The sequence below is a fragment of the Neobacillus sp. MER 74 genome, assembly GCF_023714155.1.
In genome coordinates this window covers 166477-187005 of record NZ_JAMAUV010000004.1, presented here as the reverse complement: position 1 = coordinate 187005, position 20529 = coordinate 166477, and the positions used below count along the sequence as shown (strand labels likewise).

17 protein-coding genes and 2 pseudogenes are annotated in these 20529 nt (G+C 38.2%); 3 read left to right on the top strand and 16 right to left on the bottom strand.

The genetic code is table 11. The features are described 5' to 3' along the window. Positions 1–24 precede the first annotated feature (24 nt). On the bottom strand, positions 25–1404 hold the full coding sequence (locus M3610_RS09485; protein ID WP_251458734.1) for a sigma-54 interaction domain-containing protein: 1380 nt from the start codon (positions 1402–1404) through the stop codon (positions 25–27). Between the two features lie 247 nt (positions 1405–1651). Between M3610_RS09485 and M3610_RS09480 the strand changes: the two genes are divergently transcribed. After that, on the top strand, positions 1652–2329 hold the full coding sequence (locus M3610_RS09480) for a Dph6-related ATP pyrophosphatase (RefSeq protein ID WP_251458731.1): 678 nt from the start codon (positions 1652–1654) through the stop codon (positions 2327–2329). 81 nt (positions 2330–2410) lie between these two features. On the opposite strand, the gene M3610_RS09475 is transcribed toward M3610_RS09480, so the two are convergent. The 12 genes and pseudogenes from M3610_RS09475 to M3610_RS09420 all read right to left on the bottom strand — a co-directional run bounded on the left by M3610_RS09475 (position 2411) and on the right by M3610_RS09420 (position 13891). Continuing rightward, a complete protein-coding gene (locus M3610_RS09475; RefSeq protein ID WP_251458728.1) occupies positions 2411–2833 on the bottom strand; it encodes an SRPBCC family protein in 423 nt (140 codons plus the stop codon). Positions 2834–3028: 195 nt separating this feature from the next. Beyond that, entirely contained in the window at positions 3029–3229 is a 201-nt protein-coding gene (locus M3610_RS09470) for a CDGSH iron-sulfur domain-containing protein (protein ID WP_251458725.1), read from the bottom strand. A gap of 59 nt (positions 3230–3288) precedes the next feature. After that, positions 3289–3363: pseudogene (locus M3610_RS09465) on the bottom strand (GTP cyclohydrolase I); the annotation flags it as partial. 5 nt (positions 3364–3368) lie between these two features. Next, complete coding sequence (locus M3610_RS09460; RefSeq protein ID WP_396953642.1) at positions 3369–4112, bottom strand: helix-turn-helix transcriptional regulator; 744 nt, start codon at positions 4110–4112, stop codon at positions 3369–3371. 93 nt (positions 4113–4205) lie between these two features. Continuing rightward, on the bottom strand, positions 4206–5105 hold the full coding sequence (gene purU / locus M3610_RS09455) for a formyltetrahydrofolate deformylase (protein ID WP_251458718.1): 900 nt from the start codon (positions 5103–5105) through the stop codon (positions 4206–4208). Between the two features lie 101 nt (positions 5106–5206). After that, complete coding sequence (locus tag M3610_RS09450; protein ID WP_251459018.1) at positions 5207–6115, bottom strand: carbohydrate kinase family protein; 909 nt, start codon at positions 6113–6115, stop codon at positions 5207–5209. Between the two features lie 89 nt (positions 6116–6204). Beyond that, the gene (locus M3610_RS09445) at positions 6205–7599 is read right to left on the bottom strand and encodes an MATE family efflux transporter (RefSeq protein ID WP_251458715.1); all 1395 of its coding nucleotides are present in this window, start codon (positions 7597–7599) and stop codon (positions 6205–6207) included. A gap of 117 nt (positions 7600–7716) precedes the next feature. Continuing rightward, on the bottom strand, positions 7717–9273 hold the full coding sequence (locus tag M3610_RS09440; protein ID WP_285851063.1) for an AMP-binding protein: 1557 nt from the start codon (positions 9271–9273) through the stop codon (positions 7717–7719). 245 nt (positions 9274–9518) lie between these two features. Further along, a complete protein-coding gene (locus M3610_RS09435; protein WP_098571879.1) occupies positions 9519–10469 on the bottom strand; it encodes a ribose-phosphate diphosphokinase in 951 nt (316 codons plus the stop codon). Between the two features lie 145 nt (positions 10470–10614). Then, on the bottom strand, positions 10615–11184 hold the full coding sequence (locus tag M3610_RS09430) for a cysteine hydrolase family protein (protein ID WP_251458710.1): 570 nt from the start codon (positions 11182–11184) through the stop codon (positions 10615–10617). Positions 11185–11332: 148 nt separating this feature from the next. After that, complete coding sequence (locus M3610_RS09425) at positions 11333–12424, bottom strand: NAD(P)H-dependent flavin oxidoreductase (RefSeq protein ID WP_251458708.1); 1092 nt, start codon at positions 12422–12424, stop codon at positions 11333–11335. A gap of 468 nt (positions 12425–12892) precedes the next feature. After that, positions 12893–13891, bottom strand: a complete 999-nt coding sequence (locus M3610_RS09420; protein WP_311315821.1) for a hypothetical protein — start codon at positions 13889–13891, stop codon at positions 12893–12895. Between the two features lie 249 nt (positions 13892–14140). On the opposite strand from M3610_RS09420, the gene M3610_RS09415 reads away from it, so the two are divergent. Further along, a complete protein-coding gene (locus M3610_RS09415; RefSeq protein ID WP_251458706.1) occupies positions 14141–15481 on the top strand; it encodes an FAD-dependent monooxygenase in 1341 nt (446 codons plus the stop codon). A 124-nt stretch (positions 15482–15605) separates the two neighbouring features. On the opposite strand, the pseudogene M3610_RS09410 reads toward M3610_RS09415, so the two are convergent. Then, a pseudogene (locus tag M3610_RS09410) lies at positions 15606–16891 on the bottom strand (L-lactate MFS transporter). A gap of 291 nt (positions 16892–17182) precedes the next feature. Between M3610_RS09410 and M3610_RS09405 the strand changes: the two are divergent. Continuing rightward, a complete protein-coding gene (locus tag M3610_RS09405) occupies positions 17183–17413 on the top strand; it encodes an ABC transporter (RefSeq protein WP_251458705.1) in 231 nt (76 codons plus the stop codon). 133 nt (positions 17414–17546) lie between these two features. Here the strand turns inward: M3610_RS09405 and glnA are convergent, their stop codons facing one another. Both glnA and sstT read right to left on the bottom strand, forming a co-directional pair. Next, positions 17547–18911 (bottom strand): type I glutamate--ammonia ligase, encoded by a 1365-nt coding sequence (gene glnA / locus M3610_RS09400; RefSeq protein WP_098571873.1) that lies wholly within the window; start codon positions 18909–18911, stop codon positions 17547–17549. Between the two features lie 326 nt (positions 18912–19237). Next, entirely contained in the window at positions 19238–20476 is a 1239-nt protein-coding gene (sstT, locus tag M3610_RS09395) for a serine/threonine transporter SstT (RefSeq protein ID WP_251458703.1), read from the bottom strand. Positions 20477–20529 lie beyond the last annotated feature (53 nt).

The following is a 20529-nucleotide window of genomic DNA, read 5'->3' as shown; positions in this document are numbered from 1 at the left end:
AATAATGCAAGTTTTGTGCCATTTTTAATCTATTCCGTGCTTTCTGATTTTTCTAAACACCGAAGGCTGACTAATCCCTAATGCTTTTGCCATGTCTATCGTCGTTTTGTATTGTTTCCTAGCCTTAAGTAACACTTGTTTTTCTACACTATCTAGAATCTCATTCAATGAACGATTATTTTCATCAACAGACGTCACATGAGGAAAAGATTTTCGAAAATGAGGCGGCAGGTTTTCGATTTCAATCAATTGTTTTGGAGAAGTAACTACCAATCTTTCAATTAAATTAATTAATTCTCGGACATTTCCTTTCCATTCTTGTGTAAACAACAGATGCAGAACACCTTCATCAAGGCTTCGTTCACGATGATACTTTTTAGAAAAATACGTTAAGAAGTGTTCAATTAACGGGATGATATCGGTTGAGCGATTTCTTAATGGCGGAATGGTAATCGGAACAACATTTAAACGGAAGTAGAGGTCATGTCTAAAGATTTTTTCTTCCACGGCTTTCTCTAAGTCTCGATTTGTTGCGGCAAGAATACGGAAATCAACGGTTCGCAGTTTCGTTCCACCAACACGGTAAAATTGCTTTTCCTGAATGAATTTGAGGATTTTCACTTGATTGACTAACGATAACTCACCCACTTCATCTAAAAATAAGGTCCCGCCTCCTGCAAGTTCCGCTAGCCCGATCTTGCCTTTTGGATGGGCTCCCGTAAATGCTCCTGATTCATATCCGAAAAACTCTGCCTCAAACAAGGCTTCGGGTATGGCACCGCAGTTTACCTCGATAAAAGGACCGTCTTTCCGAGAACTTTTTTTATGAATGAATTTCGCAATATGTGATTTGCCTACCCCTGTTTCACCCAGCAGCAACACATTGACATCAATTTCAGCCACTTGCAGAGCAAGCTGGAGTACTTTTTTCATTTCTGTACTCGTGGCAATCATTCCGTCAGAATCAAATTGGAGATTTCTTAGCATTTCCAGTTCACTTTTCACTCGTTCCATTTCGTCTTCGATGTCCGTTAAGTATTTTTTCATGTTAAGTAACTCGGTAACATCATGTGAATAACTGACGATTCTTACTAAATTATAGTTATGATCAAAAACAGGAATCCCAGTTACAAGTAACTTTTCTCCCTTATTAGTTGTTTGGACTAGAGTGACTTTCTTTTTTTCCTTAATAACCAACGGCGTCAAAATCGGTGTAAATACCCCTTCTTTTTCAAGTTCATAAACAGACCGGCCGACCATTTCATTGGACTTCATATTATAAATTCCTTCGGTAGCTTCACTTACTTTCAAAATAATCCCATCTGTGTCGGTGACTAAAATATCGTCTTGTAATGAATGTAGAATGGCTTCATTTTCATTCCAAACTTTTTTTTCATCACTCACATATTCCCCTCCTTCTTGAATTATTCAGACTCAATTATTATTCATTATTGAATAGAAAACAGGGTAAACTTCTTGATATTACAGTTATATCAGATAATTAATAAAATTTATACTTTTTTAAATAAATTATTCAATTTTGTATAATGAAAGACAATTTATTTCCGGGTCACGCCCTCAGCAATTTTACCTTTATGATAAAATATCAGTATGTGGAACGATGAGAATATCTAAATGAGGAGGATGAAGCGTGAAAAATAGAATTGCTTTATCGTGGAGTGGCGGGAAGGATTGTTGTATGGCGTTAGATACCCTAATATCACAGGGATTTGAAGTAGTATCCTTGGTTACAACAGTACCTAAAGAATTAGGGAGAACATTTGGTCATGGCGAGCGAACAGAATTGATTAAACTACAAGGTGAATCGCTAAACATACCTGTTCATTTTATCGAATGTACATACGAAAACTATACAAGTCAATTTGTAAACGCGATAGAACACTTGAAAAACCAATTAAATATCACGGGAATCGCCTACGGTGATCTATATTTAGACGAACATCGAAAATGGGGAGAAAAAGTAGCAGCCGCTGCAAATGTGGACTCATTGTACCCATTATGGATGAAAAAGGAAGAAGCCCTACAATCTTTAGGGAAATTTGTCCAATCGGGGTATGAAGCAATTGTGATTCGTGTACGGGAAGATGTCTTGGAAGACAAGTGGCTTGGTAGAATAGTAGATGAAACCTTTCTGCGAGATGTACAACAGACTACTATTTGTCCGATGGGAGAAGCGGGTGAATACCATACCTTCGTCTATGATGGGCAATTATTTTCAAAAAGAATTCAATTGGAACAAGGAGAATTAATCCAACTGGAAACCACAAAGAAACTAGAATTTAAGAGTTATAGTATTATTGAGCGTTAAGGCATTGAATTGGGTAAAATAACAAAGGGGGATGCCCCCCTTTGTTATGTCTTTAACTGATTTTCAGCTTTTGTAAATTAATTATTGTTCTGTATATTTTTTGAAGTTATCTAAAATCGCCTGCCAGCCTGCTTGTTGCATCTCAATTGGATTGGTCGTTTCCGCATCAAACGTTTCAATTACCTCAGTGTCGTTTCCTTGACCTTTAAAGGTAACAGATACTTTTCTTCCATCACCCATGGTATAAGAAATAACCTCATTTAATTTGACTTCGTCATATACTCCGCCAAAATCAAAACCAAAACTGCCATCTTTTGCTTCCATTCTTGTAAGGAATTTTCCACCAACCGTTAAATCATTTTCTGCAAATGGTGTATGCCAGTCTTCTGAAGCATTATTCCATTGGGTGATGTGTTTTGGCTCTGTCCAATGTTCCCATACTTTTTCTACCGGCGCATGAACAGTTGTCTGTACAGTGATCTTTTCAAAATTGCTTGTTGTCATTTGAATTTCCACCTTTCAACATATACTGAGTTTATTATGTAGATTGAATTCTTGCTGTCACAAACCTGTTAATATCTTATCAACTCTTCCTTGTAACCGCAATCACCAGTATTGATAAAGAAACACAAAAAACAATACAGCCAGGATGGGGTTTCCCGTCCTGGCTGTTTAAATGTTTAAGTGGTGCCTGACACCCTACTCAGAGGCTCTTGGACTGCTTTCAAATCCACCTTTTTTATGTGAACCATCACAGAACGGCTTTTTGTTGGAAAGGCCGCAACGGCATAGATACACTTTTGCCTTTTTTGGATATTCCTTGCCCTCAGAATCAAAGATCTGAAAATCACCACTTACCTGCAATGGTCCATTATCATTAATCTTAATTTGATTTTCCATTCTTATCACATCTCCTCAGTTTTTGATTAACGAATAAAATTCTGAACTCTTTTCGCCTACCCATCCACCATTCGACCAATTTTTGATAAACCTGTGATTTTCTCATTTGGGAAATAACCTACATGGGCCACGCCACACGTCATTCCTTTGACATGGGATTGAAGGGTTCATCCTCGATGATTAAACAAGGGGTGGGATGATTCACTTGCTCATTTTGTTGAATTCGAAAGGCGCAGCAGCCATCACCATTCTGTAGGCGTTGTTCTCGGTACACCTTGCATCCAAGCAACCGGGTAAGTACTGAAACAGTCACACTACACAAGATCGGACGCTCAAGAGCAACATTATGAAAGGGACAATTCCGTTCAATTAAGGAATAATCCTTACCCTTTTTGTCTATTTCCATATAAGAGTCATCTTTTACGTAAAAATCCTTAAGCACCTTTATTCTTTCGTTGATATTAAGCCCCAACAATTTCGGTTCCCATTCACGAACCCTTTCTTCAACCATCGCGGCAAGTAAATTTTTCAGAGCACTCATTCCTAGATGTTTGACCATCGTGTCAATTACTTCAATCGTTAAGTGATCATAATTCTTATCAAAGAGATGTTCACCAGCAGAAGTTAATTGATATCGGATATGAGGCCGGCCAATGCCATTTTGCTTTTCAGAAATCCTCACAATCCAGCCATCTCTTTCTAAATGGAGGAGATGCTGACGGACGGCCTCACCGGACATATCTAACAATGAGGCCAGTTCACTCATGGATGAAGCACCACTTGTTTTTATCGCATGGACGATTCTTCTTCTTGGCTCCGACAAATGTTCGGCTTGAAAACTCAGGTCTCTTCCCTCCCTGCTCTTTCTTAAATGTATATTCACCTGCCTTTCGATTAGTTCAAGATTTTTATTGAAAAATTGGAAAAAATCATTTTTTCAAAATCCAATAAAAAAAATCCCTTTTAGAGGGATTCACTAGAATACTATTGTTTTATTTTGATGAACGATAATGCGGTTTTCGATATGCCATTTCACAGCACGTGCTAAAACACTTCTTTCAATTCTTCGGCCAATCTTTTTAAGGCTGTCAACATTATCCTGGTGATCGACCCGGCTGATATCCTGCTCGATAATAGGACCTTCATCCAGGTCATTGGTCACATAATGAGATGTGGCGCCAATCAATTTCACACCGCGGCCAAATGCTCGTTCATATGGTCTTGCACCAACAAAGGCAGGTAAAAAGGAATGATGAATATTAATGATTTTGTTTGGATTTTCTTTAACAAATGTTGGAGATAAGATTTGCATATAGCGGGCCAACACCACGAAATCAATCTCATACTCTTTTAGAAGTTTAAGTTGGGTGGCTTCGGCTTGTCCACGGATATCTTTATTGGCTGGAACATAATAAAACGGGATGTTCAGCCCTTCAACAACCTCTCTTGCCGTTTCATGATTACTGATCACAAGGGCAATATCAGCCATTAAATCACCGCTTTGCCATTCCCATAAAAGTTCAAGTAAACAATGAAGTTCTTTCGATACAAAGATTGCCGCTTTTTTCACATGATAAACATGCGTAAGGTTCCATTCCATGGATAACTCCTTGCCAATTTCAGCAAACTTCCGCTCCATGTCTTTCGCCTTTTCCTTTAAACCCGGGCATTCAAATTCAATTCGGATGAAAAAAGTACCGCCCTCTGGATTGGTGGAATACTGGCTGGATTCAATAATGTTTGCATTATAAGAGAAAAGAAATTTAGAAATCGCTGCAACAATTCCGGGCTGGTCAGGGCAGCTAACTAATAGACATCCCCGGTTCTTATTCTTTTCTTGAAATAATTCAATCTGATCTTTTATATAGGCATTCATGTCCACAAAACCTCTCTAATATTGTTTTACACATTATACATTAGATGGTCGAATTAGTTAATCATTATTTTGAAAATTCATATCAATCAATAATTTCCTGATTATAACATATTAACGGACAATGAGCCCCTTCCTGTTGTTGCAGCAGCGCCAACTTTATTTGCAAATTGAACATACTCTTTTAACAGAGATAGCTTGGCCGGCAAACCTTTTTCATGAAAGGAATACAATAAGGCTGACATAAATGCATCACCTGCACCAGTTGTATCAATAGCTTCCACGATCGGTGCAGGTACAAAAACTTTGTTTCCCTTAAAAATTGCACATGCCCCCTTGCTTCCCATCGTGATAAACAGATAGGGAATCTGCCATTTAGCTAATTGATCGATTCCAGCATCTAATGAATCCTTTTCGGTTAAAAAATACAACTCATCTTCAGCAAGCTTCACGATATGAGCAAATTTAAGGAAGGATGAAACGGTTTGGCGGCAATACTCCTCGCTTTCCCAGCGCTTGAGACGAAGGTTGGCGTCAAAGGCGATGATGTTGCCAGCGTCCTTAGCATATTTCAGTGCCCTTTCAGTTGTCTTCCGGGCTTTTTCATGAAAAAGTGTTCCAGATCCAAAATAAAAAATCTTTGCCCTTTCAAAAACTTCCTTTTGCAATTCATCTTCAAATAATACCTCATCAGGAGTAAGATTCACGTACGAATGAAAATAGCGCTCACCGTTTTCATTTATATGGACATATACACCACAAATGCTCTTATTCGAAGTGCGTACAGAAAATGAAGAATCAATTTGCTCGTTCATAAATTCTTGTTCCACAAATTGACTAACTTCATCGGTCCCTAGTTTACATAAGTAATAAGCAGGAATTCCAAGTCTCTTCGTCCCCACTGCCACATTTACGGTGGCTCCGCCCAACAGCTGCTGGTATATGGTATTTGTTTGATCCATTGAACTAAAGTCTACAAATGCTTCCCCTAGTGAAATAACTCCTGTTTGCACCAAGATGGTCCTCCTCCAATGATGTATCTATAATGATTATATGAAAAACCTCCTCAATTGAAAATGGTTGAGGAGGATCAGTTACGATATTAAACTAGTTTATGTGCATACCACTTTTTCCCTTTAAACCGTAAGCCAAAGATGAGTCCGCGAGTTCCCCATTCTACAATCATCGCGACCCACACACCGACAATCCCAAAGCCTAAAGTAATTCCTAAAACATATCCCAAGATAACCCGCAGCAACCACATCGAGAGCAATGAAGCAATCGAAGTAAAATTGGAATCCCCTGCTGCCCGTAGTGCTGATGGCATAATAAAACTTGGTGACCACAGGATTGGCTGTGCAATGGCCGCTATTAATACTAGTGTAAAAATCGTAGGAATAATTTCTTCCGGTGGATTGAACATTTTTATCAACAACGGAAACAATGGCAATAGCAAGAAATCCGCGATGATAAAAATAATCGAAGAAAGACCAATTAACGAGAAGATAAATTTCCTCGCGTCTTCAATATTCCTACGCCCAATACATTGCCCTACGATAGTGACGATGGCGATTCCGATTGAATTAGGTCCGATTTGATAGACCATCATTAACACATTGGCAATCGCAAAAACGGTAAGTGAAAGAGTACCTAACTGGACAATAAACGTTTGCGTTAGCAGCTTTCCACCATTGAAAAAGATTTGTTCTGCGGCAAAAGGCAGCCCGATAAACATGACTTTTTTTAAAATAGAAAGGTCAATTCTAACCGCATTTTTTATCTTGAAACGGATCGTCTCATTGTATTTTAAGACATAAACCAAAGCAGCTGCCATTCCTAAAAATCTCGCCAAAAGCGTAGAAATCACTAGACCCTCCACACCCATGTGAAAGAATGTAATCAGTAGTAGATTTAGAATCGTATTGGTTAAATTCATTACTAGCGATAAATTCAAACAGGGTTTCGTCTCCCCCACACCTCTTAACGCGCCAGTCACCGCTTGAAAGATCGCGATGAATGGATAAGAAAGACAGCTGCCGATAAGATAAATTCGAGCATTTTGAAATACATCCGCTTCCGCTTTACCAAATAATAGGTTTAAGGTTGCCGTATGAAAAATGATAACTAAAGTACTGATTAGGACTGAAAATAGGGTTACGGCAGTGATCGCTTGTGTCGCCGTTTTGGACACCATCTCCCCATTCCCGCTCCCTTTATATTGGGCTACAATCACGGTCCCTCCTGTTGCGACCGCTATAAAGACATTGGCTAGGAAAATATTCAATGAATCTACCATACTCACGGCACTAACCGCTGCCACTCCAGCAGAACTAATCATCGCGGTGTTTAATAAACTCATGATAATTAAAAAGGCTTGGTCAACGAATATGGGCAGGATGATCGCAAATATTTTCTTGTAACCTATCGATTCCCCAGAAAAATACTTATCTAACAAAGGAACCGCTCTGTGCCTAATATTCAGTTCTAATTTATTCATTACGCAACACTTCTTTAATGGGATTTTTGGAAACGTACAGACCGTATTTTAATACGGCTTATTATACCACGATTTGGAAGTGAGTAAAGGTTTTTATCTTCTGTCAGAAATGTCCATTTATCGTTGTGTTCGCAGTTCGACACGACGAATTTTTCCTGAATCCGTTTTAGGTAGTGCGTCGATATACTCAATCACCCTTGGATATTTATAAGGAGCAGTTAATTTCTTTACAAATCCCTGTAACTCCTTTGTTAGCTCCACTGTTCCAAGAATGCCATCTTTCAACACAACAAATGCTTTAACAACATTTCCTCTGATTGGGTCCGGTAAAGCGACTACCGCACATTCCTTAACCGATTTATGTTTCATTAATGCATCTTCTACTTCAAATGGTCCAATCGTATATCCAGAGCTGATAATGACATCGTCTTTTCGCCCTTGGAACCAATAATAATTATCCTCGTCTTTCAATGCACGGTCACCAGTTAGAAAATATTGACCTTGATAAGATGAAGCCGTGGTTACCGGATTTTTATAATACTGTTTAAATAAAGCCGGAAAATCGCTTCGAATGGCAATCGTTCCGACTTGGTTGATTGGTGCCGGATGGCCGTTTTCATCAACGACAGCAATAAATTCTTCTAACAATGGCTGCCCCATGGAACCTAATTTTTTCTCATTAACATTTAAGTTCGCTATCAATAATGTACTTTCTGTCTGTCCGTAGCCATCGCGTATCAGGATCTTGAATTGTTCTTTAAAAACATCAATGACTTCACGATTTAGCGCCTCCCCTGCAGATACAGCCGTATGCAAATGGGATAGATCAAAGTTGGAAAGATCATCTAATTTAGCCATCATCCGGTATTCGGTAGGTGTGCAGCATAAAACATTTACCTGTTGATCTTGAAGAAGACGTAAATATTTGTGCGGATTAAACCTTCCATGATAGATAAACCCTGTGGCTCCTGAACCTAGAATCGATAAGAACGGACTCCAAACCCATTTTTGCCACCCTGGGGAAGCTGTAGCCCAAACCAGATCGTCCTCACTAATATTCAGCCATCTGGATGCCGCAATTCTTAAATGAGCATAACCCCAGCCATGGCTGTGAACAACTCCTTTTGGTTGACCAGTTGTCCCAGATGTATAAGCTAAAAAGGCAAAATCGCCACTCAGAGTATCGACATCGTTGAAAACTTCTGATTCCTCAGCTGCTAAATCTTCTAAGGAAAGCCAATTTGGAACTTCCTGACCAAAAGCAATCTTATATTGTAAAAATGGAGTATCCTCTTTAATATTTTCAAATTCTTCAATTAACTCAGAATAAGAAATGACAGCTTTCGCTTCCGAATGATTTAAGCGATACAGTAAATCCTTTCCTCGTAAAAGTTCTGAAGAAGGGCTAATGACTAATCCTGCTTTTAAACAGGCTAAATAAATAACATAGGATTCAATGAGGCGAGTGCTCATGACAACAACCCTGTCACCCTTCTCTAGTCCTAATTTCGTTAATCCATTTGCCAATTTATTAGCTTTTGTGATTAACTGAGCATAAGAAATCGTTTTCGTTTCTCCTAGTTCATTTTGCCATCGTAAAGCGATTTTTTCGGAGTAATGTTTAGAAATTTCACTTGCTAAATTGAAGTGTTCTGGTGCAATAAATGATTTCATATCCACAATTGTCAATCTCCATTCTTGGTAGTTTAAATTTGGGTTTCCCATTGTAATTTCGTTTGATCTTCCTGGTTAGTACCTGGTTATAACACTAGATATTGAGTAATATTCACTCTTATAATCATATCATTTTCTAAAACTATGTAAATTATTTCGCCTCGGTTAATACTAAGGCCTATTATCTAGTCTTAACCAAACTCCAAAAAACCAACTATAAGAAATAGTTGGCTTCGTAGGATCACTTATTCAAATAAAGGACTTACTGCTTTTTCATTATGAATCCGGTCGATTGCTTCAACAAGAAGAGGCGCAACAGAAATCGTTTTAATTTTACTACTGATTTTATCTTCCGACAATTCAATAGTATTTGTCACGACTAATTCCTTAATTGGTGACGATTCTATTTTTTCAATCGCTCGGTCTGTAAAAACAGGATGCGTACAGCCGGCATAAATTGCTTTTGCCCCATTTTCTTCTAAAGCTTTAGCTGCTAACGAAATGGTTGCACCGGTATCAATCATATCATCAATAATTATGGCATTTTTGCCCTCGACATTACCAATAACATTTATGGTTTGGGGACCATTTTCTTCAAATCTTCTTTTATCGATTAGGGCAAGTGGAACGTGTAATAGGTTGGCCACTTTTCTTGCCCGGCCAATACTGCCATTATGTGGCGCGACAATAACAATATCTTCTAAACCTTGTTCCTTAAAATACTGTCCAAGGATTGGAACACCATAGAGATGTTCTACGGGGATATCAAAGAAACCTTGAATTTGTGATGTATGGAGGTCCATTGTAAGAATTCGACTTGCTCCAGTCGTTTCTAAAAGGTTCGCTACTAGTTTCGCTGTAATCGGCTCCCGTGAACGTGCCTTTCTGTCTTGCCGTCCATATCCATAGTATGGAATGACCACATTAATAATACTAGCTGAAGCTCTTTTTAGAGCATCAATCATGATGAGGAGCTCCAAAATATTATCATTGACAGGGTAAGATGTGGATTGTACAACATAGACCTCACTGCCACGAACACTTTCTTCAATATGAATCTGAATCTCTCCATCACTGAAATGAGACACAGAACTGTTTCCTAAATCGCATCCTAAGAGCTCTGCCATCTCTGTTGCTAGCTTTTGATTGGAATTCAATGAGAACAATTTAAATCGTTTATTTTGTTGATATGTCACCTTAGATCCTCCACACGTTTGAATTTCTAATTTTACTAATTATCGATCCATCTTATTTTACTATATTAATCAACATAGTGGTAGGAAATACACCAAAGAGGTAACTTTTAATCGGAAATCCTTGTGTTTTTCTACGTCACCCGTTTTAGTTAGTTAATTTTGTCATTATATTAGCTGTTGTCATAATGGTTGCAAATTCATGATGCAAAGTGGCAAGTTCGAATGTTTGTACATCCTCGGCAGAGCGCTTTATTCCTTTATGGTCTATAAGTTCAAATGCAGCGATCGCATCCTCGATTAAATATGTATCGAAACCCAAATTTCCACTCATCCGAGTGGTGGTGGATACGCAATGTTGGGTCGACAGGCCTGTGATTATTACCGATTTAATTTGCTGATCACGTAAATAAGTTTCTAATTCCGTACCGATAAAAGCACTATTTACATTTTTTTGAAAGACCTTTTCATTTGCTTTAGGCCGAATTATCTCCTTAAATTTTGGCCCGTTTGTATTTTTATAATAGAGCGGTGAATGAGGCAAAAGGGATAAATGTTGAGAATAGATAACCGGCCATTTCCGTCTGCGCCATTCGGTAAGCAATTGTAATATATTTTCCTCCGCCTCGAGATTGTTCCGCTTCCCCCAGTACGGATCATCAAACCCATCTTGAACGTCTAAAACCAAAAGTGCTGGTGGATTTACAAAAAGATTCATTCTTTATTTCTCCTAACTTACGTTTTCCAGTATCTTGAAATGATTAGGTTAATTTTTTGTAAAAAGAATAAATCGTATTCACGGAACATCCAAAAAGCGCGCGAAAGGTTTCACACACTCATTCATATCTGCAATATTTCGGGGACTATTATTGATTACTCATAGATTCATTAGTAGATAGTAACTGTTTTGCCCCTGTAACTACATCATGGATAACTTTGCTTGCAGGAATTTCGTATTGTAAAAGTCTTGTCGCCTGTCCTGCCCATAGTGCTATATAGTCCGGATTATTTAGAAGGGCACCCTGTCTACGGATATCATTCGCCATAGTATTTTGTGTTGGGAAATCGGCTGGAGAAATCTTGGCATCATCGTAAGCTTGAATAAAAGCATTTTTAATTCCCCTTGCCGGACGACCAGAAAAGACTTTCGTAATCACTGTACTTTCCTCCGTGCTATTGATAAGTGCCTCTTTATACACACGGTGCGCACCTGACTCAATCGTTGTTAGGAAAGCGGTTCCCATTTGAACTCCCTGTGCACCCAAAGCTAAGGCAGCCACCAAACCGCGGCTATCCATAATGCCACCAGCAGCGACAACAGGCACTGAAACTGCATCAACCATCTGTGGGACTAGCGAAAAAGTTCCGACTGTTGCACCATGGGTGTTTTTTTCAATTTCAAATGTCCCTCGATGACCTCCAGCATCACTCCCCTGGGCAATGATAATATCTGCTCCATTTTCCTCAGCGAGCAGCGCTTCTTGAACGGTTGTTACCATGGTAGTGATAGTGATATTTTGTTGCTTGACGATTGCCATTTTATCTTCCGGAAGGACCCCGAATGCTGTGGAAATGACAGGAACTTTTTCTTCTATTAATACAGCAAATTGTTCGTCAAAAAAGTTATTTGTTTTCACTTGGTGGTTTGCCGGCACCATACCTAACTCTTTCCTTATTTTATTAAGGACTTTCTGTGACTCTTCCACACCTTCATAATGATCGGTCAGATTTGTACAAAACACATTAACGGCAAATGGCTTGGTTGTCCGTTTCTTAATTTCTTTAATGGCCACTCTAATTTCTTCTGGTTTCATATAGGCTGCGCCCAACGTCCCTAAGGCCCCAGCGTTCGATACATTAGCAACAAGATCCACGGTCGTAGGCCCTCCCGCCATTCCAGCTTGAATAATCGGATAGTCTATATCTAGAATTGCACATAGTTTTGTGTTTAATTTCATAGAAATCCTCTTTTCTTCTATTAATATTGGTTTGCATTTCATTCATGGACACTTTTTTCCTCTATTAATATTAAAACACAATTAGAGAAAAAGTGTCAGGCACCACTTTTGAATTCCGTAGACTCACCATCATAGAACGTAGGCAATCAGAACGATTCGTTACCTTTTCCTTTAAATTATGGGGTTGACGGGCACGATTAATGATTTATCGTTACCGTTTCATTAAAAAAATGAGGACGGCGGGCACGATTAGTGGTTATTCGTTACTATTTCCTTTAAAAAATGAGGACATTGGTAAAGATTCGTGGTTCTTCGGTACCTTTTTCTTCAAAAGTTGGTTAGAAACATTGTCCATGAATAAGTAGGCATCAAAAAAAGCGAGTACCAGAGCTGCTGACAATGTTTATCAGCAGCCCTGCCCCACTTCTTCCTTTAAATTTGTAAAAATCGAAAACAACTATATAAATGTTATGCGAAACGATAGTAAATTAATAAAAAAGTTGCTAGTACAAAAATGAAGTTTAAAAACACAAAGATAAATTGATCTGTTTTCGTTTTATGCATTTTTATTGGCGGGTTATAGAATGATACACCTTCAATAATAAAGATTATCAACACAATGTGTATCATAAAATGTCCAATGACTTCTGTCATTCCAAAGAGCATGGTGGTGGAGATGAAAATAGCTGTAACCACAAAACCTAATACACGATTTAAAACTCCGACCACTAATAAATAACCGACGACAAATTCAATAAATGCTGCCATAACAACAAACAAACTCGGTTCAAAGCCAAATGTTGGAACATGGTGGTTTGCGACAATATCTAAAGCCATACTTGGATAGACCCATTTTTCAACCGCTACCCAGCTAAGCGATAATCCTGTCCCTAAATACAGAAATGGGAATCCGGCTTGCTCTAGTTTTGTATTTCCTACCAACAATACACCAATAATGGCTACGTAAAATCCGTAATCTAACATATAGAAAACACCATGATGGATGGTTACATAAATATATAATCCTAATAATATCGAAGCACCAATTTTTGTAGAAATATGATGAGGTATCAATAAGAAACCGATTGTCACCCATGCTAATACTGTAATAATTGTACTATTAACATGAAACTCTGGAGCAAATAGAGTTCCATTCACCATTTGTATTATCAGCGAAACGGCTGTTCCATATTTTAATAAATACCTAGAATACTTTCTTAAACTGGAGAGACGATCCTCCATTTTTTTCACTGTTCCCCATTTAGCCATTTTCGGAATGATCAGTGTTAATGTAGCTAATACAACAGCAGCCACAAGAGTTAAAAGTAAAAACATTGGTGATAATATATTTTCAATGGACTCCTTATGCGGCTCCACACTTGTGAACCATTTCACATGTGCTTGCGCAAAAATTGGTGTCATAATAAGCCCTAATGTTAATAGTATCTGAAATATCTTTTTCATCATCTGTAAGCCCCCTAGTGAATATAAACAACATGAATATAGTGTTAATATACCGTATTCCTCCAATCTAAAACCATCTTAGAATTGAACAATTTGTGAAATATATCACAAATATCGCGTTCGGAAAGTATTTTCATGTGAAAAGGAGTATTTAGTCATTGATTAACACTATTTAATTCTTGGCAATACAATCTATGAGGGTTGTATGATATTATATTGTAGGTAAATTATTAATAGGAGGCTTATCACCCCTTGTCCAAATTTGAAAGAGCAATAATTATTGGCGGAGGCATCTCAGGGAAATTAGCAGCACGTGTTGTGTCTGATTTTTTCAAAGAGGTAATGATTATCGAACGTGATTACGAACCTCAAGGCCCCATTCCAAGAAAAGGTGCCCCACAAGGTGAACATTTACATGCGCTCCTCCAAGCTGGTGAGCATGGTCTCGAGGCGTTGTTTCCAGGTATAACAAAGAAATTCCACTCAAGTGGTGCAGTGAAAATAAACTCTACGCAGGATCTAGCATGGTTCCACCATGGTGTTTGGAAATTACGTTTTAATGGAGGATACACAACAACTCTGCAAACGCGCCCACATCTAGAGTGGCATATAGACCACTACATAAAAGCTATACCGAACATAACCTTTCTATATAATCACACGGTTGAAAACTATATTTATAATGAGGAAAAGAATCAAATTACAGGAGTCGTTCTTATCGATAACAGTGGGACAAAAAAAAATCTAACAGCGAACCTTGTTATTGATGCAAGTGGAGTGAGCAGTCTCTCTAGTAGTTGGCTAAACAAACGTGGTGTGTCTATCCCTGAACAAAAAGTGAAAATTGGATTAAGTTACATTAGTAAAACTCTTCAACTGCCCGAGAACGGTGAAAGGGATTGGGAAATTAAAATCGTTTATCCTAATCCGCCACATGAAAAAATAGGCGGGACCATCTCAAAGGTAGAGGGAAATCGTTATATTGTCACACTCAATGTATATCATAATGAGGTAAACGAAAAAGAGGTAGTCAAAAGTGATAATGGCTTTATAGACCTAACAAAAAAATTACCTAAATTAGATATCTACCATGAAATAAAGGATGCAGTTCCTCTTTCCGGAACCTCGGTCTATCGTGTACCACATATCGTTTGGAAACAATTTAATAGGGTAAAGAATTTGCCCGGCGGACTGTTATTGATAGGTGATACGGTTTGCAGAATTGATCCTGTTTTTGGTCAAGGTATGAGTATCGCAGTTTTAGAGGCACTTAAACTGCAAGAACTCCTTCAAAATCAAAGTCATGATCTTCTAAAAGTCATTACTAATTTCCATAAACAAGAAGCTAAAATCATCGCCCCTATTTGGAATATGGTGATTACAGAAGATTTTCGATATCCCGAGACCATTGGGAAAAAACCTGCAGGTCTTTCCATTCAGCAATGGTACGCCAAAAAGATTTTCCTCTTATCATCAGAAAATCAAGAAATATATAATTCGTTCATCAAAGTCATGAACCTAATTCGTCCGATGACCATCTTAATGAGCCCTCGAATTATCAAACAGGTATTGAAAAAGAGCTTTTCAAAATGAATTTTTATGGGACATCGTCCCGCAAATAGGGTGTCAGGCACCAATAGTTAATAATAGCAGGTTCATATAAAATAGTTAGGACCTGGTTCAATTTGAAAGAACCAGGTCACTTTTATTCTTCTAATCAGCTACTCTTCAAATTATCCATTTTATTTAGCATCGGAGTTTCATTCAAAGCCCGTAACTTTTTAATATCTACTCTTATCAAGAGTGAAATCGCTAATGCAATGATAAACAACCCCGAAAATACAAGAAGTGTTCCTTGGTAGCTTCCAGTTGTTTCTCGGATCCAAGAGACGAATATCGGACCGACTAAACCGGCTGCTGCCCAGGCTGTCAAAATGTAGCCGTGAATGGCGCCCAACTGCTTCGTTCCGAATAAGTCGCCTATATAGGCTGGTATAGAGGAGAATCCTCCCCCATAACAAGTCATGATCATATAAACAATGATTGAAAACAGAATACCCACTGTAATGTTAGGTAAAACAAAGAAGGCAACGATTTGGAAAGCAAAAAATAGAGTATACACATTTGGTCGGCCAATGTAATCAGAAATAGTTGCCCAAAGAATACGTCCGGAACCATTAAATAACCCCATAATTCCTACCATTGTCGCAGCAGATGCCGCTGTTAAACCAACCAACTCTTGTGCCATAGGCGATGCAACGGAAAGAATGGCAATCCCACAGGTTATGTTGATAAAAAGCATGATCCACAACGCCCAAAATTGTCTTGTTTTTACTGCTTCATTTGCCGTTAATTGTCTAAGATCCTTTTTTATCCTTTTATTCCTTGAAGTTTCAACCGTTGAATCAAAACCTTTAGGTACCCAACTGCTGCTGGCGGAGCAAGGTACTGAGCGGAACAAAAAATGACTAGAAAATATGTTCCGCCAAGAATATAAAAGGTGTTGGAAATGCCGTAAGTTTGGATTAAGTGATTCATTATTGGACTGCTAATCATTGATGCAAAGCCAAACCCCATAATAGCTAGTCCTGTTGCCAATCCTCTTCGATCAGGAAACCATTTGACCAATGTTGACACTGGTGTAATATAACCAACCCCTAAGCCAATACCAGCAATGACACCATAAAATAAATAGAGTAATAGTAAAGATTCAAAGTGTACAGCTGCCCCAGCACCAGCAACACCAACTCCAAAAAACAAGGAACTAAGAATTCCAGACACTCTTGGTCCGAACTTCTCCACAAAATGGCCTAAAAAGGCCGCGGATAATCCTAAAAATAATATGGCTAAACTAAATGTAAATGAAATCTGTTTTAATCCCCAGCCCATTTGCTGCTGTAATGGGTTTGTAAATACACTCCATGCATATACCGATCCTATCGAAATATGTATTCCAACTGCAGAAAGAGCTATAAGCCATCGATTCTTCATCTGACCCTTCATCCCCGTTTCACATAATATTTATTTAGATATCAAATTTAGATTAATCTTTTAAACAACTTCCACTTCACGTGTAACGTTTGTTATTTGACTATATTAACCTACAATTTTATGTGTTTCAAGCAAAAAATTCAATTTAAATACGAATTATAAATTATATTTTTTAATTATTGTTCGTGTTTTTATCAAAAAATCATGTTTAGGTCTTTCGCCTTTTTTCTATTTTCATAAAACATCTTCAATAGAAACCGCATACAATGTTGGTGAACAAACAAGGACAGGGGGTGAAATCAGATGGGTTCTAACCATTGTTCCTGTGGCATTTTTGGAATTTTTCTTGGATTTTTAACAGGTGCCATTTGGCTATTGTTTGGATTATTGTGGGTGACTTCTTTGCTTGAAGTTATCGGTCTAGTTGGTTTAATTGTTACCGTTCTAAAATTCCTTATCATTGTAATTGGCTTCCTTGCATTCCTTATCTTTGGATTATACGTATTTAGGAGGGCATGGCATCACATTAAGTGAAATAGCAAGCAGAATTGAGCCAATTTGGATTTATATATAAGGGCAGCCTCAATTAGAGGCTGTCCTTTACAGTTACTTCCATAAAAAAACGGGCAACTAGGGTTGTTTAATGCCCTAGTGCCCGCTTTTTAAATTAGAATTTAGAATGATAGTTATCGATTTCCCATGCATGAACCGCTGTACGGTAGCTGTCCCATTCTGCTTTCTTCATTGAAACATACTCGTTGTATACGTGCTCACCTAGTGTATTAGCCGCAATATCTCCTGATTCTAATTCTTTTATTGACTCTGCTAAACTTCCAGGCAGGCTATCGATGCCACGGAAGGCTCTTTCTTCTTCTGTCATATGGAAAATATCTTCATTAATCGGAGCTGGTGCTTCTAGTCCTTTTTCGATTCCATCCAGACCCGCAGAAGCAATCACTGCAAATGTTAAGTAAGGGTTAGCTGATGGATCTGGACAACGTAATTCAACACGTGTCGCAAGGCCCTTTTTCGCTGGAATACGAATTAACGCTGAACGGTTTGACGCAGACCAAGCAAGATAACAAGGAGCTTCATAACCAGGCACTAATCGCTTATAAGAGTTTACTAGCGGGTTTGTTACTGCCGTAAAGCTCTTCACATTTTCTAGAACACCCGCAATGAATTGATAAGCTTTTTCAGATAATTGTAACTCATCGGATGGATCAAAGAAGGCATTTTCGCTACCTTCAAAGAAGGACATGTTAACATGCATACCAGAACCATTGATTCCGAATACTGGCTTCGGCATAAAGGTTGCGTGTAATCCGAATTTCTTCGCTACTGTCTTCACGACCCATTTATATGTAGTGGAAAGGTCAGCAGCCGTTAATACATCTGCATATTTAAAGTTAATTTCATGTTGCCCTTCAGCTACTTCATGGTGAGAAGCCTCAATGGTGAAGCCCATTGCTTTTAAGGCACGGTAAATTTCTAAACGAACACGCTCGCCAAGGTCATGTGGAGAAGGCTCGAAATATCCGGCTTTATCACCAAGTTCTTGTGTTGCATAACCATTTTCATCTGTTTTAAAAAGGAAAAATTCTAACTCTGGACCCACTGAAATCGTGTATCCATGTTTCTCGGCGCGATCCACTGTTTTCTTTAAAACATTTCTTGTGTCTCCTTCAAACAAGGAACCATCTGGGTTCTTAACAGAACATAGGAATCTAGCTTCCGAATATCCGTTTTCAACTGTCCAAGGAAGAACCGCAAAAGTAGCTAAATCAGGCTGTAAATAAAGATCTGATTTGTTAATAGGTGAGAAACCTTTGATTGAAGAACCATCAAACATCATTTTACCTTCGACGACATCTTCCAATTGCTCAATGGTTACCGTAACGTGCTTTAAGATTCCTTCGATATCGACAAATTGCAAGTGTAATAGTTCAACACTTTTTTCGTTAATGATTTCTTTAATTTGTTCAAGCGTTGTGGCAGCACCTGGTGTGTTTGAAATTAATGTTTTTGTCATGTCACTTTACCTCGCAATTTCATGTTATATTTTATTACATCGATTAATATAAACTGATTATAATAAAAAAAGAATAGTTTGACAATCTTTTTAGGTAAATATTTTGAATATTTATTCTGAAATTTTAGTAAGCGTTTTCATGAAATGCCTTATTAAACCTAATATTCTTATGAAAACCGGCTAATCTCGTGTTCATTTTTATGCAAAATTATGTATATTATTTTCAACCTATAACCTAAGCAATCCATCGCTTTAGCTAAAATAAAAAAACAGCTGCTAGAGAGCTCTCTAACAACTGTTTTGAATTCAACCTATTCATCTACTGTTTATGAGGCTTTTTTAACAGTAATACTCTTCCCTTGTTTACGTTTTTCATTAAATTCTGCCGCAGCAGTGAAAAGTACGTCTGTAGATGAATTTAATGCCGTTTCAAAAGAATCTTGTAAAACACCAATAATAAATCCAACGCCAACCACCTTCATGGCAACATCCATTGGAATTCCGAATAAGCTGCATGCCAGCGGAATCAGTAATAAGGAACCACCCGCAACACCTGAAGCACCACAAGCACAAACAGCTGATAGAACGCTTAGGATGATGGCTGTCGGAATGTCCACTTCAATATTTAATGTATGGACCGCTGCAAGTGTCAATACAGAAATGGTAACAGCTGCTCCCGCCATATTGATGGTTGCACCTAAAGGAATCGATACGGAATAAGTATCCTTATCCAAACCTAGTTTTTCACATAATTTCATATTGACCGGAATATTTGAAGCGGAACTGCGTGTGAAGAAAGCTGTAATTCCACTTTCCTTTAAACACATAAATACAAGCGGGTATGGGTTTTGACGAGTTGCAGCGAACACAATGATTGGATTAACAACAAGCGCCACAAATACCATACAGCCAAGCAAAACAGCAAGCAATTTCCCGTAACTCAGTAATGACGAGACTCCGTTAGTTGTAATAGATTCAATAACAAGGCCCATGATTCCAAATGGAGCAAATTTGATTACCCATGTAACCAGTTTGGACACCGCATCTGAAAAGTTAGAAATCATTGTCTTGGTTGTATCTGGAGCATTTTTTAACGCTAAACCAAGGAGTACAGCCCAAGCTAAAATACCAATATAGTTCGCATTGTAAATAGCTTTAACTGGGTTATCTACAACGTTTAACAATAACGTTTTGAGAACCTCTACCACACCGCCTGGAGCTGCTAATTCCTCCGAACCGGTTGCAAGTGTTAAGCTGACCGGAAAAATAAAACTGACAATAACCGCAACGAATCCAGCCAAAAAGGTACCTAAAAGATAAAGAAAAATAATGGATTTCATGTTTGTTTTGTGACCACTCTTATGCTGAGCGATGGCTGACATTACCAAGAAGAGCACGAGTACTGGTGCGATGGCTTTTAGCGCACCTACAAACAAAGAACCTAAGATAACAACAGGCTTTGCTGCTGCTGGGACCGTAACAGCTAGAATAATGCCAATAATCAAACCGACAATTATTTGCTTTACCAGACTAATTTGATTCCACTTGTTCACTAGACTTTTCATAGAATTCCCCCACTAGTTTAAGATAATTGCAAATTCATAGTCCATTTAGGTGT

Coding starts and splice junctions, on each gene's coding strand:
- glnA (WP_098571873.1), bottom strand. CDS start 18,911: ATGACAAAAACATTAATTTCAAACACACCAGGTGCTGCCACAACGCTT.
- purU (WP_251458718.1), bottom strand. CDS start 5,105: ATGAATGCCTATATAAAAGATCAGATTGAATTATTTCAAGAAAAGAAT.
- M3610_RS09445 (WP_251458715.1), bottom strand. CDS start 7,599: ATGAATAAATTAGAACTGAATATTAGGCACAGAGCGGTTCCTTTGTTA.
- sstT (WP_251458703.1), bottom strand. CDS start 20,476: ATGAAAAGTCTAGTGAACAAGTGGAATCAAATTAGTCTGGTAAAGCAA.
- M3610_RS09470 (WP_251458725.1), bottom strand. CDS start 3,229: ATGGAAAATCAAATTAAGATTAATGATAATGGACCATTGCAGGTAAGT.
- M3610_RS09405 (WP_251458705.1), top strand. CDS start 17,183: ATGGGTTCTAACCATTGTTCCTGTGGCATTTTTGGAATTTTTCTTGGA.
- M3610_RS09430 (WP_251458710.1), bottom strand. CDS start 11,184: ATGAATCTTTTTGTAAATCCACCAGCACTTTTGGTTTTAGACGTTCAA.
- M3610_RS09425 (WP_251458708.1), bottom strand. CDS start 12,424: ATGAAATTAAACACAAAACTATGTGCAATTCTAGATATAGACTATCCG.
- M3610_RS09440 (WP_285851063.1), bottom strand. CDS start 9,273: ATGAAATCATTTATTGCACCAGAACACTTCAATTTAGCAAGTGAAATT.
- M3610_RS09420 (WP_311315821.1), bottom strand. CDS start 13,891: ATGATGAAAAAGATATTTCAGATACTATTAACATTAGGGCTTATTATG.
- M3610_RS09475 (WP_251458728.1), bottom strand. CDS start 2,833: ATGACAACAAGCAATTTTGAAAAGATCACTGTACAGACAACTGTTCAT.